General features: G+C 75.3%; 12 protein-coding genes. 5 read left to right on the top strand and 7 right to left on the bottom strand.

Features of this window, described 5'->3' with window-relative positions; all coding sequences use genetic code 11:
- The first annotated feature begins 170 nt into the window (after positions 1 to 170).
- From ACZ7LB_RS18150 to ACZ7LB_RS18140, 3 genes are all read left to right on the top strand, one after another.
- Positions 171 to 395, top strand: a complete 225-nt coding sequence (locus ACZ7LB_RS18150; protein ID WP_471469301.1) for a hypothetical protein — start codon at positions 171 to 173, stop codon at positions 393 to 395.
- Positions 396 to 526: 131 nt separating this feature from the next.
- Positions 527 to 1,120, top strand: a complete 594-nt coding sequence (locus ACZ7LB_RS18145) for a TetR/AcrR family transcriptional regulator (RefSeq protein ID WP_471469299.1) — start codon at positions 527 to 529, stop codon at positions 1,118 to 1,120.
- 226 nt (positions 1,121 to 1,346) lie between these two features.
- Positions 1,347 to 2,513: an MFS transporter gene (locus ACZ7LB_RS18140; RefSeq protein WP_471469297.1), complete on the top strand. Its 1,167-nt coding sequence runs from the start codon at positions 1,347 to 1,349 to the stop codon at positions 2,511 to 2,513.
- A gap of 200 nt (positions 2,514 to 2,713) precedes the next feature.
- Here the strand turns inward: ACZ7LB_RS18140 and ACZ7LB_RS18135 are convergent, their stop codons facing one another.
- Both ACZ7LB_RS18135 and ACZ7LB_RS18130 read right to left on the bottom strand, forming a co-directional pair.
- Positions 2,714 to 3,352: a response regulator gene (locus ACZ7LB_RS18135; RefSeq protein ID WP_471469295.1), complete on the bottom strand. Its 639-nt coding sequence runs from the start codon at positions 3,350 to 3,352 to the stop codon at positions 2,714 to 2,716.
- A complete protein-coding gene (locus tag ACZ7LB_RS18130) occupies positions 3,349 to 4,569 on the bottom strand; it encodes a sensor histidine kinase (protein WP_471469294.1) in 1,221 nt (406 codons plus the stop codon). Before ACZ7LB_RS18130 ends, ACZ7LB_RS18135 begins: the two co-directional genes overlap by 4 nt.
- 169 nt (positions 4,570 to 4,738) lie before the next feature.
- Here ACZ7LB_RS18130 and ACZ7LB_RS18125 point away from each other — a divergent pair, with 169 nt between their 5' ends.
- Both ACZ7LB_RS18125 and ACZ7LB_RS18120 read left to right on the top strand, forming a co-directional pair.
- Positions 4,739 to 5,968, top strand: coding sequence for an ABC transporter permease (locus ACZ7LB_RS18125; protein WP_471469292.1), 1,230 nt, complete (start codon positions 4,739 to 4,741; stop codon positions 5,966 to 5,968).
- A complete protein-coding gene (locus ACZ7LB_RS18120; RefSeq protein ID WP_471469290.1) occupies positions 5,965 to 6,648 on the top strand; it encodes an ABC transporter ATP-binding protein in 684 nt (227 codons plus the stop codon). Before ACZ7LB_RS18125 ends, ACZ7LB_RS18120 begins: the two co-directional genes overlap by 4 nt.
- A 136-nt stretch (positions 6,649 to 6,784) precedes the next feature.
- On the opposite strand, the gene ACZ7LB_RS18115 is transcribed toward ACZ7LB_RS18120, so the two are convergent.
- The 5 genes from ACZ7LB_RS18115 to ACZ7LB_RS18095 form a co-directional block, all read right to left on the bottom strand.
- Positions 6,785 to 7,348 (bottom strand): EF-hand domain-containing protein, encoded by a 564-nt coding sequence (locus ACZ7LB_RS18115; protein WP_471469288.1) that lies wholly within the window; start codon positions 7,346 to 7,348, stop codon positions 6,785 to 6,787.
- A gap of 100 nt (positions 7,349 to 7,448) precedes the next feature.
- The gene (locus tag ACZ7LB_RS18110; protein WP_471469286.1) at positions 7,449 to 9,098 is read right to left on the bottom strand and encodes an aldehyde dehydrogenase family protein; all 1,650 of its coding nucleotides are present in this window, start codon (positions 9,096 to 9,098) and stop codon (positions 7,449 to 7,451) included.
- Between the two features lie 627 nt (positions 9,099 to 9,725).
- Positions 9,726 to 11,552: a glycoside hydrolase family 3 protein gene (locus ACZ7LB_RS18105; RefSeq protein WP_471469284.1), complete on the bottom strand. Its 1,827-nt coding sequence runs from the start codon at positions 11,550 to 11,552 to the stop codon at positions 9,726 to 9,728.
- Between the two features lie 574 nt (positions 11,553 to 12,126).
- Positions 12,127 to 13,203 carry a helix-turn-helix transcriptional regulator gene (locus ACZ7LB_RS18100; RefSeq protein ID WP_471469282.1) on the bottom strand — a complete coding sequence of 359 codons (1,077 nt, stop codon included), beginning with the start codon at positions 13,201 to 13,203 and terminating at the stop codon, positions 12,127 to 12,129.
- Between the two features lie 122 nt (positions 13,204 to 13,325).
- Entirely contained in the window at positions 13,326 to 14,273 is a 948-nt protein-coding gene (locus ACZ7LB_RS18095) for a hypothetical protein (protein WP_471469280.1), read from the bottom strand.
- Between the last annotated feature and the right edge of the window lie 205 nt (positions 14,274 to 14,478).

Below are 14,478 nucleotides of genomic sequence, written 5' to 3'. Positions count from 1 at the left end.
GACAGCGACCCGGCGCGGCACAGGGGTTCGGGGGTCGTGCGGCGGCGCCGGATGGAATCCGTGACGCACCGTGCGCGGTGGCCGGCCGCCGGGTCACCACGGGCACCCGCGGAGGCCGCGACGGCGGACGCCGGAGCGCCCTACGGCCCGAAACGGGGCACCCTGGAACCGTGACCACCTCTCCGATCGTCGTGCACCGGCCCTCCCCCAGCGGCGGCCGGAGGGTCACCGCGCACCGCGCGGGCCGGGACGAGATCCTCGGCACCGCCTACAGCGACCACGATCTGGTCGTCTTCCTGGAGAGCGCGGGCGTGGCGGACCCCGAGGCCCTGCTCGACGACCCCCGGTGGGTCGAATGGCGCGGCGCGCCCGCCCACGACTTCGGCTCCGTCTGACGGCGACGCCACGCCCCCTCGGCCGCACGGCCCCCGACCGCACGGAGCGACGGGGCGGGGGACGGACGGGTCCGAGCCCGCCGCCACGGCCTCGTATTGCACCGACCGATGCAAAACGATAGCGTGCGGGCATGGCACGGCCGAGATCATTCAACGAGGACCAGGCCCTGGACACCGCGATGCGCACGTTCTGGGCCAACGGCTACGAGTCGACCTCGACCAGGGACCTGTGCGAGGCGCTCGGCCTCGACCGCAGCAGTGTCTACAACGCCTTCACCAGCAAGCGCGAACTGTTCAAGCGGGCACTGACCCGCTACATGGACGCCACCACCGCCGACCAGCTCCGCATCCTCGACCGGCACGACCTCCCGGCGACCGAGCGCCTGCGCGCCCTGCTCGCCGGAATCCTCCGGACGGAGGCGGAGAACCGGCGCGACGGCCACGGCATCGGCTGCCTGACCGTGAACACCACCATGGAGCTGGCCGCCCGCGATCCCGAGATCTCGCGGATGCTCGCCCGGGACACCGAGCGGCGCGTCGAGAGCCTGAGCGCCTGCATCGCGCGGGGGCAGGGCGACGGCGACATCACCTCCCCCCGCGACCCCGCCGAGCTGGCCCGCTACCTCAACGCCGTGATCGCCGGAATCAGGGTGGCCGCCCAGGCCGGCGCGGACGACGCCACCGTCGGTGCCATCGCGGCCACGGCGATGGACGCCCTCACCTGACCCGGACACCGCGAACGGCCGCCCGCGCCCTCTCCCCCTTCCGCCACCCCGCCTCGCCACCCCGCCCACCTCCGGCCACGCTGCGCCCGGCCCGGGCCCGCACCGCCCCGACCGCTACCGCCCGCAACCCCTTCCCGCCCTTCTCCGCGCTCCTCCACCCCTCTCCGCCTTCCGCGCCCCTCTCTGCCCACGTTCTGCACCGATCGATGCAAAAAGGAGTCCTCCCGTGCCCAGAGCCGTCCATGTCCTGGCCGTCGGCATTTTCGCCATGGTGACCAGCGAGTTCGCCGTCGGAGGTCTGATGCCCGAGATGGCGGGCGGACTCGGCGTGACCATCTCCCGGATCGGCTATCTGATCACCGCGTTCGCGGTGGCCATGGCCGCCGGCGGGCCGCTGATGACCGTCGCGCTGGTGCGGATACGCCCGAAGCCCGCGCTGATGCTGCTGTTCGCCGTCTTCCTGGCGGGCAACGTGCTCGCGGCCGTCGCGCCCTCCTACGCGGTCATGGTCGTCGCGCGGGTCATCACGGGCGTGGCCTCCCAGGCCTTCTTCGGCGTCGCCATCTCCGTGGCGGTGCGGCTGAGCCCGCCGGAGATCCGCGGGCGCGCCCTCGCCGTCGTCCTGAACGGGCTGATGCTCGGCACCCTGCTCGGGCTGCCGCTGTCCACCCTGATCGGCGGGCGGTTCGGCTGGCGGGCCGCCTTCTGGGCCGTCGGCGCCCTGACCGTCCTCGCCGCGCTCGCCACGGTGAAGGGCGTCCCCCGGCTCGACCGCCCCGACGGGGGCGGCGACCTCCGCCGGGAGGCCGCGGTCTTCCGGAACGGCCGGCTGTGGCTGGCGCTGTCGACCAGCACCCTCATCATCGGCGCCACCTTCGCCGCCTTCAGCTACCTCAGCCCGATCCTCACCCGGGTCACCGGCTTCTCCTCCGGGGCCGTCCCCCTGCTCCTCGTCGCCTACGGCGCGGCCACCGTCGTCGGCAACCACGTCGTCGGGCGTCTGGCCGACCGGCACGCGCTCCCGGTCCTGGTGTCGGGGCTGGTCCTCAACACCGTCTTCCTCACCGCCTTCGCGCTCCTCGCCCATCTGCCCGTCCCGGCGGTGCTCGCCCTGCTGGGCATCGGGCTGGTCGGGGTGACGATGAACCCGGCGATGGCCGTGCGCGTCCAGCGCGCGGGCGATCCGGGGCCGCTGGTCAACACCGTCCACGCCTCCTTCATCACCCTCGGGGTGATCATCGGTTCCTCGGTGGGCGGGCTGCTCATCGACGCCTTCGGACTGCGCGCGCCCCTCTGGCTGGGCGCCGGGCTGGCCGTGCTCGGTCTGCTCTCCCTCGTTCCCGAGCTGGCCCGCGGCGGGGCGCGGATCACGGCGACGGCCCCGGCGCGCTGACCCCGGCTCCCTCCCGGGGACGGGCGCGCCGCCGCCCGTTTCCGGGAGGGACGGTGGTCCCGGCCACCCGGCCCGGTCCCGCCCGCAACCGGCACCGACGGAGCGGAGGGGGTGTTCGCCGGGGGCCGTCCCCCACTCCGTACGGCCGCCCCGAGGACCGGCACCCGGTGGGTCCGCTCCCGGCCGGACGGCGCGGCCGGTCAGCGGCGGATCAGTCCGAGGGCGGTGGCCGACGCCACGGCGGCCGTGCGCGAGTCGACGCCCAGCTTCAGGTAGACGCGGGCCAGATGGGACTTGACGGTGCCTTCGGTCAGATGGAGACGGGCACCGACGGCCTGGTTCGACAGCCCCTCCGCGACCAGGGCGAGGACCTCGGTCTCGCGCCGGGTCAGGGTCGTGCCCGGGGTGCGCAGCCGGTTCATCAGCCGGTCCGCGACGGCGGGCGCCAGCGTGGTCCGGCCCGCCGCGGCGGTGCGCACCGCGGCGGCCAGGTCCTCGGGCGGGGCGTCCTTGAGGAGGTAGCCGGTGGCCCCGGCCTCGATGGCGGGCAGGGTGTCCGCGTCGGAGTCGTAGGTGGTGACGATCAGCACCCGCGGCGCGCCCGGCCGGGCGGTGATCAGCGCGGTCGCCTCGGCGCCGCCCATGCCCCCGCCGAACTGCAGGTCCATCAGCACGACGTCGATGTCGCCCCCGGCGGCACGGGCGACGGCCTCCTCGGCGGTGGCGGCCTCGGCCGTGATCACCAGGCCGGGTTCGGTCTCCAGTACGGCGCGCAGCCCGGCCCGCACGACGGGGTGGTCGTCGGCCAGGAGGAGGCGGATGGGGGCGGGGTGGGTCACGGGCGGGCCTCGGGATCGTTCTCGGTCGGCGGGGTGAGGGGCAGGCTGGCGGTCAGGGCGGTGCCGCGGCCGGGGACGGACTCGACGGCCAGGTCGCCGCCGAGGGCGTGCACCCGGGCGCGCATGGCCGCCAGCCCGAAGCCGCCGCTCGCCGGGTCCGGGGCGGGCAGTCCCCCGGGGTCGAAGCCCCGTCCGTCGTCGGCGACGGACAGGGTGACCCGGCCGCCGGAGTGGCCGAGGGTGACGTCTGCGCGGGTGGCCCCGGCGTGGCGGACGGTGTTGGCGAGGGCGGACTGGGCGACGCGCAGGAGCGCGACCTCGTACGCGGTCGGCAGCGGTACGGCCGCGCCGGCCGGGTGGAAGCGGGCGGTGAGGCGGTGCCGGGCGGAGGTGGTGGCGCACAGCCGTTCCAGGGCGTCGGCCAGGGTGGTGTCCTCCAGCGCGGGCGGGGTCAGCGCGGCGACGAAGCGGCGCGCCTCGGCGAGGTTGTCCACGGCGGCCTGGCGGGCCGCGTCGACGTGGCGGGCGGCGGTGTCGGGCCGGGCGGGCAGGGCGCGTTCGGCGGCCCGCAGCAGGAGCTGGATGCTGGACAGGCCCTGGGCGAGGGTGTCGTGGATCTCGCGGGCCAGCCGCTCGCGCTCGGCGAGCACGCCCGCGGTGTGCTGGGCGCGGGCGAGGTCGGCCCGGGTGGCGGTCAGCTCCTCGATCAGCCGTCGGCGCTGTTCGCTCTCCCGGTACAGGGCCTGGTAGCCGCGTACGACGGCGACCGCGACGGCGGCGCCGAGCGCGGGACCGAGCGCCATGGCCGGGCCGAAGGACCCGGCGTGGGCGGCGAAGGCGACGACGGCCGCGACGGCGGTCGCGGCCACGGCGGCCGGTCCGGCACGGCGGGGCAGCAGGTGGAGCTGGAGGAAGTACAGCGGGAAGGCCACCCACACGGCGTCCGGGGTGAGGACCAGCAGGAGCAGCCACGCCGCGCCCACGGCGGCCAGCCACCAGGCCGCGGCGGAGCGGGAGCGGCGGACCCCCGGCAGCAGCGGACCGGCGGCGTACACCAGGCCGCAGACCGCGGCCGCGACGGCGGTCCGCCCGGCGTCGGGGCGTCCGTCGGCCAGGGCACGGCCGGCGGTGAGGGCGAGCAGTCCGGCGATCAGCAGGTGCAGGCACCACGCCAGGGCCCGGGTGGTCGGGATCGGAGCGGGGGCGGCGGTGTTCACAGTGCCTCCCAGGTTACGGAGGCAGACGCTCCGGGGCCTCCATCGAAAGGTGCAAGCCGCCCGCCCCCTTCCGGCCCGGGAAGTGCCCTCCTGCGCCGGACGCGGCCGAGGGGGTCCGGCGGCGAGGGTGGAGCCGTAGCGTTCGCCGAGGGAGAGGACGGGCCGGGCCGTGTTCGTCGCCTGGAGAGACCTGAAGTTCGCCAAGGGGCGCTTCGGCCTGATGGGAAGCGTGATCGTGCTGATCACGCTGCTGGTCGGGCTGCTGTCCGGGCTGACGGCCGGACTGGGCCGGGAGAACACCTCGGCGATCACCGGGCTCCCCGCCGATCTGATCGCCTTCGGGGCGCCCGGCGGCGGGGGCGCCCCGTCGTACGCCGACTCCGCGGTCACCGAGCGGCAGTGGCGGGAGTGGGCCGGGGCGCCCGGGGTGGAGAGCGCCGAGCCGCTGGGGATCACCATGACCCGGGCGGCCGCCGGGGACCGGAGCGGCGGGGTCTCGGTCTTCGGTGTCCGGCCCGGCTCCCGTCTGGCGCCGGAGGGCGCTCTGCTGGGCGGTGGCGCCGCGGTGCTGTCCGCCCCGGCCGCCGACGAGCTGGGGGTGCGCCCGGGTGACGCGTTCACACTGGCGGGGCACCGTCTCACGGTGGCCGCGGTGCGGGGGGACGCGTACTTCAGCCACACCCCGGTGGTGTGGACGGGGCTGGACCTCTGGCGGCGGATCGCACCCCCGGCCGGTCCGGACGCCTCGACGGGCACGGGCACGGCTCCGGGCACCGGCGGTGACGGGGGGCCGGACGGGGCCGCCGGGGGCACCTCCGCGGGGGCCGGTGACGCCGCCGGGGGTGCCGGTGACGGGAGTGCCGGTGACGGGAGTGCCGGTGACGGCGGGGCCACCGCCACGGTCATCGCCCTGACCACGGCCTCGGGCACGGATGTGGCCGGGACCGACCGGCGGGCCGGCACGAGGACGGTGGCCGTCGGGGAGTCGCTGTCCGCGATCGGCTCCTACACCTCGGAGAACGGCTCCCTGCAACTGATGCGCGGCTTTCTCTTCGCCATCTCCGCCCTGGTCATCGGGGCCTTCTTCACCGTGTGGACCATCCAGCGGGCCGGTGACGTCGCCGTCCTCAAGGCCCTGGGCGCCTCGACCGGCACCCTGATGCGGGACGCCCTGGGCCAGGCCGCCGTCCTGCTGGTGGGCGGCACACTGATCGGCACCGGGCTCGCCGCGGCCCTCGGAGCCCTGGTGTCCGGCTCCGCCGTGCCGTTCCTCCTCACGCCCGCCACCGTTCTCGTCCCGGCCGCGGTGATGATCCTGCTCGGCGTGCTCGGAGCGGCGCTGGCCGTCCGCAGGATCACCGCCGTCGACCCGCTGACCGCCCTGGGGAGCGCCCGATGAGCCTCGACCTGACCGATGTCACCCTCACCTACCCCGACGGGGACTCCCGGCTGACCGCCCTCGACCGGGTCTGCCTGGAGGTCCCGAGGGGCACCCTGACCGCCGTGGTCGGGCCCTCCGGCTCCGGCAAGTCCAGTCTGCTGGCCGTCGCCGCCACCCTCGTGGCACCGGACTCGGGCACCGTCACCGTCGACGGCGTGCGCACCACCGGCATGTCCCGCGGTGAGCTGTCCGCCCTGCGCCGCCGCAGGATCGGCATCGTCTTCCAGCAGCCCAACCTGCTGCCCTCCCTGACGGCGGCGGAGCAGCTCCAGGTGATGGCCCGGATCGACGGCCGCGCCCCCCGGACGGCGCGGGCCCGCGCGGGCGAGCTGCTGGACGCGGTCGGGCTCGCGGACCTTGCGCACCGCCGCCCCCACCAGCTCTCCGGCGGCCAGCGCCAGCGCGTCGGCATCGCCCGCGCCCTGATGAACGACCCCACGGTGCTCCTGGTCGACGAGCCCACCAGCGCCCTGGACCACGACCGCGGTGCCGCGGTCGTCGCCCTGCTGACCCGTCTCACCCGTCAGCGGGCCATCGCCACCGTGCTGGTCACCCACGACCGCACCCATCTCACCACCGCCGACCGGATCACCGAGGTCCGCGACGGGCGCCTCGGTCCGCCCGGGGCGGCGCGCTGACCCGGGCGGACCCCGGTGCCGTGGACCCCGCCCGGCCCGGCCACGCGGGGTGCGTGGCCGGGCCGGGCGGGGGCGCCCTCGACGCGACCGGGCGCGGGCCGGGGGCGGGGTGCTCCGCGACGGGTCGTGCGGGGGGTCAGCCGACGGGGCCGTAGAGCCAGTTGCCCGCCGCGTCGGCGTCCGGGCTGACGTAGAACTCGCGCACGGCGGTGAGGAGTTCGTCGACGGTGAGCTTTCCGCTGCCGTCCGCGTCCAGCTTGCGGAAGGCGACGGCCCGGTCCTCGGGCGCGGTGCGGAAGACGTCCTGCCACGCCTCGAACTCCCGCTCGTCGACCTCGCCGTCGCCGTCGGTGTCGAGGAGGCCGACGACCGCCTCGGCCAGGGGCCGGAAGGAGTTCTCGAAGCCGTCGGACGAGGTGACGAAGGCCCCGGTCATGCACGTCCGGTACTCCTCGCGGGAGAGCACCCCGTCGCCGTTCTCGTCGGCGACGGCCACGAGGGCGTCCCAGAAGCGGGCCATGCCGTCCATCAGGGCGGTGCCCTTCGGGGAGGTGGCGGGCTCGCCGAAGCGGGAGAGCAGGAGGGAGCCGAGGGTGAGCAGGTCCTCCCGGTCGACCGAGCCGTTCTCGTCGGTGTCGAAGTGGCGGAAGCAGACGTCGATCTTGTGGTGCAGCAGGTCGGTGCCGGAGAGCGTGGTCATGGAGTGCCTTTCTTCGGGCGTCGCGGTGCCGCGACGGCGCGGTGGGACGGGGGACGTGGGGCGCGGGCGACGCCGGTGGGCGCCCGCGCGGGTGCCGGGCTCACGGGTGGCGCGGCGGCCCCGCGGTCGCGAGGTGGTCGAAGTGGTCCGGCCGCCCGGTGCCGATGCTGACGCCCTGGAGCCGGGTGGTCCGGAGGAAGGGGATGTTGGCCTCGCCGAAGACCCCGCCGGTGAGTCCGGTGCCGCCGATGACGGGCAGCACGGGGAGGGCGCCGATGTGGCTGTCGTTGACCTTGAGGACTCCCCCGTTGGTCACCTCGTCCGCGAACCGGTCGATCACGTGCGGGTCGCGGGCCCAGAGGGAGTTGCGCAGCCCGTAGCGGTTGGCGTTGACGAAGGAGAGGACGGTGTCCAGCAGGTCGCCGTCCGCGTCCGGCCCCTCGGCCGGGGCGTCCTCCGGCACGATCACGCACATCAGGGGGAAGAAGGTCTCCTCGGCGACGGCCCGCATCCGTGCCGCCGCGTCCAGGCCGCGCACGCGCAGCAGCACCGGCCGGACGAAGGGCCCCCGGCGCGACGGGGCGCCGTCCACCCCGACCGGCTCGCCGCCGCAGAGCAGCTCGGCCCCGTGCGCGAGGGCGTCGTCGAGGACGTCCTGGCACTGGGAGCGTTTGACCACGGGGGTGAGCACCACGTCCGGGTCCTCGGGCGGCCCCACCCTGAGCGCCGCGACCCGCTCGTGCAGCAGGCGGGTGAACGCGTCGGCCGCCGCCGGGTGGACCAGGGCGAACTTGGGGGCGAAGCAGAGCTGCCCGGAGCCGTGGTAGCGCTCCAGCGCGGCGTCGACGGCACGGGGGAGGTCGGCGTCCCGCCAGACGACGAGGGCGTCGTTGCCCGCCATCTCCATGATCGGCTTCTTGCCGTGGTCGATGCAGGAGCGGGTGAGTTCGGCGCCCTCGCGGGAGCCGCCGAAGAAGAAGACGTCGTCGCAGTCGGGCGAGGCGAGCCAGGCGCGCAGCACGGGCCGGGCCGGGGCGCACAGGACGCTGAGGGTGCCGGGCGGCGCCCCGTGCTCCGCGAGGAGCGGGGCGATGACCGTGTGGAAGACGTGGACGGTGCCGAGCGGTACGGAGGGCGGGGCGTTGAGGACGACCGCGTTGCCCGCGGCCAGGGTGGGGACGGCCGCCAGGGCGGTGAGCAGGGGGGCGTTGCGCGCCGGGTCGAGGCAGACGACGCCGTCGGGTTTGCGCACGAGGCGTATGCGGCGGCCGGACCGCTCGCCCTCCCAGCGCAGGAGCGGCCGGACGTGGTCGACGGTGTCGGGGTGGGTGAGGGCGAGGGCGGCGGACAGGGCCCACTCCGCGACGCGTAAGGGATGCCCCTCGGCGACGAGGATGCCGGTGAAGTCGTCGGCCCGCTCGCGCAGCCGCCGGTGGACGGCGAGGACGAAGTCGAGCCGTCTCTCCAGCGGCACCCCGGCCCAGACCGGCTGGGCGGCTCGGGCCGCGGCGAGGGCGGCGGTGACCTGCTCGGGCGTGGAGCGGGCGACCCTTCCGGCGAGACGGGGGTCGGTCCCGTCGCCGGGGGCGGCGCGGCCGTGGTCGAGGCGTGCCTTGAGCGCGAGCACGTCGTAGGTGTCCTGGAGCAGGGCGCTGCCGCGGGGCCAGTGGACCCAGCCCTCGCCGGGCACGGGAACACCCCCCAGCAGAACGGGATAGGTCGGCGGCGGTGCGCCGGTGGGACGGGTCACGGCAGCATTCTTGGGCGGGTGCGCCCGATTCACCCGTCCGGCCCTCCTGAATCACCGGAAAGGGGGAAGTGCTGCGCGTGGGGGTTTATTTCGGGGACGAGGGGAACGGCCCGTGCGGGAGGTGCTGCCGGGGGCCGCGATCACCCGATCGGGGCGGCCGGAGGCGACGCGGTGACGGCGGCGGAGCGACGCCCCGGTGTCGCCTTGGTCCGGCTCGGGGCGGCTCGGCACCGGGGCTCCGGCGAGGGGCCCGGCCCCGCCGTCCCGCCCGTTCGCGGGATCACCGGCCCGGCCCGACGCCGTCGCCGACCGCTTCCCGCCGGCTGCTGCCCGCGCGGGAAGGGGCCCCGGCCCGGCGGCCCCGGGGCCGTGTGCCCGGGCCGATGGCCCGGCCCTTCGCCCCTGTCCCTGTTGGTCGCGGAGTTGGCCGCGGACCACGGGCGGAGAGCGGCACGGCCTCCGCCCGCCCCGCGCCCGCGCGCCCGGCGGGCCGCCGTTTCGCTTCCCTTGCCCGGTGCCCGGTGCCGGGAGCGGCACCCGGCCGAAACGGTGCCCGCCGCGACCGGACGGCCCCGGTGCTCCCCTGCGGGAGGCACCGGGGCCGGGGGCCGGGCGGGGGCGCGGGCGTCAGTCGCAGTACGACAGGCCGTGCCCGGAGCGGAAGAGGACCTTGGCCGGGTCGTCGGCCCGCTGGATCGGCACGGGCAGCTTGCCGCGCGGCTCGACCCGGCCGGCGATCACCCGGGCGGCGGCGCGCAGTTCGACCTCGGTCCAGCAGTAGGAGACCAGGGAGGCCCGGACGCCGGGGAGGTGGGCGATGTCGTAGGGGTTGCGCACCGCGAGGTGGATGACGGGGACACCGGTGGCGAGGAGCCGGGACACCAGGGTGCGCTGGGCGCTGGTGGCGTTGACGTTGTCGGTGGTGACCACCACCGCGTCCCGTCCCCGCGCGGCGGCCACGGCCGCGTCGATCGCCGCCGCGTCGGGCGTCCGGCCGGTGGCGAGCCGGGTGGTGCTGTAGCCCAGCTCGTCGAAGGCCCTGGCCAGTTCGGGCACGGTGGTGCGGGTGCCGTCGGTCGGGAAGGCCGGGCTGGCGCCGACCACGAGCAGTTTCTTCTGCTTGCGGCGCAGCGGGAGCGTCTCCCGCTGGTTGACGAGCAGGGTGGTGGTGCGCTCGGCGATCCGGGCGGCCTCGTTCAGGTGCTTGCGGGCGCCGACGACCCGGTCGACCTGCTTCGAGGAGACGTAGGGGCTGCCGTCGAGCAGGCCGGCCTTGTCCTTGAGGCGCAGGATGCGCAGGACCGACTCGTCGAGCCGGGCCTCGGTGATCTCACCGCCGCGGACGGCGGCCAGGACGCCGTGGTAGGCGACGTCGATGTTCGGCGGGAACAGCAGTTGGTCGACGCCCGCCTTGAGGGCGAGGACGGGTACCCGGTCGTCGCCGTACTTGGTGCGCACGCCCCGCATGTTGAGGGCGTCGGTCACGATCACGCCGTCGAAGCCGAGTTCGCCGCGCAGCACGCCCTGGAGGATGGGGGCCGAGAGGGTGGCCGGGTCGTTGCTGGGGTCGAGCGCGGGGACCTGGAGGTGCGCCGTCATGATCGAGTCGACGCCCGCGGCGATCGCGGCCCGGAAGGGCGGGGCGTCGATGCGCTCCCACTCCTCGCGGGTGTGGGTGATCACGGGCAGTCCGGTGTGGCTGTCCTCGCCGGTGTCCCCGTGGCCCGGGAAGTGCTTGGCGCAGGCCACCACCCCGGCCTGCTGGTAGCCCGTCACCTGGGCGGCCACCATGCGGCCGACGTCGCGGGCGTCGGCGCCGAAGGAGCGGACGTTGATGATGGGGTTGGCCGGGTTGACGTTGACGTCGGCGACCGGGGCGAAGTTCTGGTGGATGCCCAGGGCGGCCAGTTCGGTGCCCGATATCCGTCCGGCGGCGCGCGCGTCGGAGAGCGAGCGGCCCGCGCCGAGCGCCATCGCCCCGGGGAGCTGGGTGGCGCCGCTGCCGATGCGGACGTTGGCCCCGTGCTCCTGGTCGATGGAGATCAGCGAGGGGATGGGGGTGGGCAGGGCGAGCGAGGCCCGCTGCACGCCGTTGGTCAGGTCCGCTATCTGGTGCGGGTCCTGGATGTTGTTGGCCCAGCCGGAGAAGTAGATGACGCCGCCGATGTGGTACTTGGCGATCAGCTCGGCCAGGGTGCGGACGCCGAGTTCGGCGAGGTTGCGCTCCTGGTCGAACTGGTTGGGGGACGTCGCCGAGGTGCCGTAGAAGTACGGGACGAACAGCTGGCCGATCTTCGCCTCGACGCTCATCCTGGAGATGATCTTCTTGAGGCGGTCGTCGCGCTTCCGCGCGACCGCGGGGGTCGCCGCCACCCCGACGACGCCCGTCGCGCCCGCGGCCACCACGGTGGCCGAGGCGAGGACGGATCGCCTGGAAAGGCTCCGCTGCTGCATGGGGACATGCTCCTTCCGGCCTTGCGGGTCAAGGGAGTTGAAGGAAACGTGAAGGACTCCCAACAGCGCGAAACGTAGCCCGCCGATCACGGGCGGGGCAAGAGGTCCAGACTAATGAGAAGCGGAGGGGACGGGACCTCCCGCGCCGCCCGGGCGAGCGCCCTGAACTGGGCCGATGCAGCAGCCACGCAACTTCTCCAAGTCCCTTTGCGTGCATAGGCGTTGATCCTCCGCCACTGTCCCGGCGGATCTCCCGGCCGCCGGGACCGGGCGCGCCCGCCGCTCGCCGTCCGGTGCGCGCCGCGCGTCGTCCGGTGCGCGGCGCGGGTGACCCCGGACTCCGGGTGCGCCGCACCGCCCGCGCCCGGTCCGCGCACCCGCCGGCCGGTCGGCGTCCCTTCCGGGAAGGCACGCCCGGCATCGGCGGGGCACCCGCTCCCGGCGCCGGCCGTTCCGGGAGCGGTGCCCCACCGGTGACGGGGGCCGGTACCCGGCTGTCCGTCGGCCGCCCGGTCCGGCCGACGGCACCCCGGACGCCCCGCCGGAGCGGGCTGCGGCGCCGCACGTCCCCCGGCTACTCCGGAGGCAGACCCAGGGTCGGCAGGTGGTCCGTCATCAGGAGGGCGACGAGTTCACGGCGGTTGCGCACCCCGGTCTTGTCGAGGATCGCGGTGACGTGCTGCTGGACGGTGGGCACGGTCAGATGGAGCAGGGCGGCGATGGCCTTGGTGCTGGCGCCGCGCACCGCGTGCAGGGCGACCTGCCGCTCGCGCGGTGACAGTCCGTGGGCGAGGATCGCCAGCGGCAGCCGCTGGGCCGGGGAGGCGGGTGAGGCGACGACGGCGACGCCCCCGCCGGGTCCCTCCAGCGGGGCGGCGTGCAGGGTGAGCCACTGCCCGTCGGGGGTGCGCACCCGCACCTCGGCGGGGCCGCCGGCCCACGCGGCCTGGCGGGCGACGGTGAGGAAGCCGCTGGGCACACCGCCGGTGTGGGCGGTGGGTTCGGCCATCCGGCCGATCAGTTCGCGGGCGGCGGCGTCGGTGTGGAGCAGCCGTCCGTGCCGGTCGAGCGTCACCACGGCCGGGGCGTCCAGGGGCCGCGCGCCCGGTGCGCGGCGCAGCGCGGCGAGGTGGACGCGGCGCAGGGCGGCGCCGACGGGGGCGGCGACCCGTTCGGCCAGCCGCAGTTCGGGCCGGTCGAAGCGGCCCCGGGCGCGTTCGCGCATGAAGGCGGCGCTCGCCCACCGGCCGCCGCCGAGGTCGAAGTTGATCCGCAGCTCGTCACCGTAGCCGCTGGGGTGGAGCAGCTCCCGGTAGCGCACGCTCCGCTCGGGGCGGCCCCCGGTGGCGCGGCCGACGCTCTGGGCGCGGTGCCCGGCGGTGCGGATCGCGGTGAAGGTGGTGGTGTCCTCGCTCAGCAGTTCCAGGTGGACGGCCTGCTCGAAGAGGGCGGGGTCGAGACCGTCGGAGACGGTGGAGGTGGGGAAGCCGGTGACCGGGTCGTTGCCGTGCCAGCAGCCGCCGTCGAATCCGAGGGGGCCCGCGAGCAGACGGTGCAGCTCGTGGAACAGCTCGACCGGACGCAGCCCGCCGACCGCCAACTCCGCTATGGAGCCCAGGACTTCCCGTTCGGTGTCACGTCGTCCGGCCACGGACCGCAAGCCTACGGATTCCGGTGGGTGCCCAGGTACCGGGCCGGACGAAGCGTCCGAGAATGGCCGGAAGACCGGGGTGGGCGCCGGGACCGGCGCCCACCCCGGTCTTCCCGGTGCGGTCAGTTCCAGGGGTTGGCCCGCTGGTCGTCGATGGCGGTCCAGAAGCGGGTGCCGGCGGGCAGGGTGCCGTTGGCCCAGAGGCCCCAGCCCTCGCCGTCGTGGAATTCGGCCATGCGGAATCCGGCGCCGAAGTGGCCGGCGCAGAGCTGGTCGGCGGCGGCGCGGCTGGAGAGCTGCGTTCCGGAAACGGGGACGGTGGCCTTCACCTCACCGCCGGCCCAGCTGTGGAAGCCGGCGGCGGGCACCCCGGCCGGGGCGGGGCGGCCGTCCTGGCGGATGCACAGCACGGGCAGCACGGACGAGGCGGGGCTGTCGCCGGAGTACGGGTCGCTGCTGGTGTCGTAACCGACGTGCACCACGTTGTCGGGGCGCTGCTCCAGGGTGGCCCAGGTCATGCCGTTGTGGGTGGCGACGCCGCCGAACAGGGCCTCGTAGGTCGGGCGGTAGATGTTCCACTGCTGGTAGGTGCCGCTGTTGCAGGGGTACATGTAGAGCTTGTAGCCGCCGAAGTTCCTCTTGGTGTTGTCCAGGCACTGGGAGTCGGCGATGTTCTGCACCCGCACCCCGAGCATGTCGTACTTCGGCGCCTGGCCGGTGGCGTTGAAGGGGGTGACCCTCCACATCTGCTTGGCCTCGCCCGTGCACTGCGCGCCGGTCGGACCGTCGTGGTTCGTCAGGCAGGAACGCTGGTCGGCGGCGTAGTTGAGGGTGTAGACGTTCGGCATGCCCGCGACGGGCGTGAACACCCACTGGACGGGGTTGTCGGAGGGCGCGCAGGGACGCAGGTCCAGTGAGCCCCACGTGGCGCCGTTGGGACAGCGCTCGGACGCCTGGTTGAACAGGACCGAGGAGGGGGCGGCGGCCGCCTGGGCGCCGGTGGGCGCCAGCAGCAGGCCCGCCAGGGCGAGCACGGCCGAGAGGACGATGCGCCGGACGGTTGAACGCATGGGATCTCCAGGTGAGGAGACGACAAGGGCGTGAACGGATGGCCCGCACGGCGCGAGGGGGACGGACACCCTCCGCACGGTCGGCCGCGCCCAGCTTGTCAGCGTCCGCACGGCCGCCGGTATCCGAGATTCCTAGGACCCCGCCCGTCGCACGCCGTCCCGTCCGCCGCCTCGCGGTCCCTCGCCCCCTCCCGGGTCCACCGAC

Source organism: Streptomyces sp. NPDC107521 (assembly GCF_055598485.1).
This window is presented reverse-complemented; position numbering and strand designations above follow the sequence as displayed.

What these genes read in the sequence shown, in the direction of transcription:
- ACZ7LB_RS18145 (WP_471469299.1), top strand. Translation starts at nt 527, where the DNA reads ATGGCACGGCCGAGATCATTCAACGAGGACCAGGCCCTGGACACCGCG.
- ACZ7LB_RS18120 (WP_471469290.1), top strand. Translation starts at nt 5,965, where the DNA reads ATGAGCCTCGACCTGACCGATGTCACCCTCACCTACCCCGACGGGGAC.
- ACZ7LB_RS18115 (WP_471469288.1), bottom strand. Translation starts at nt 7,348, where the DNA reads ATGACCACGCTCTCCGGCACCGACCTGCTGCACCACAAGATCGACGTC.
- ACZ7LB_RS18105 (WP_471469284.1), bottom strand. Translation starts at nt 11,552, where the DNA reads ATGCAGCAGCGGAGCCTTTCCAGGCGATCCGTCCTCGCCTCGGCCACC.
- ACZ7LB_RS18095 (WP_471469280.1), bottom strand. Translation starts at nt 14,273, where the DNA reads ATGCGTTCAACCGTCCGGCGCATCGTCCTCTCGGCCGTGCTCGCCCTG.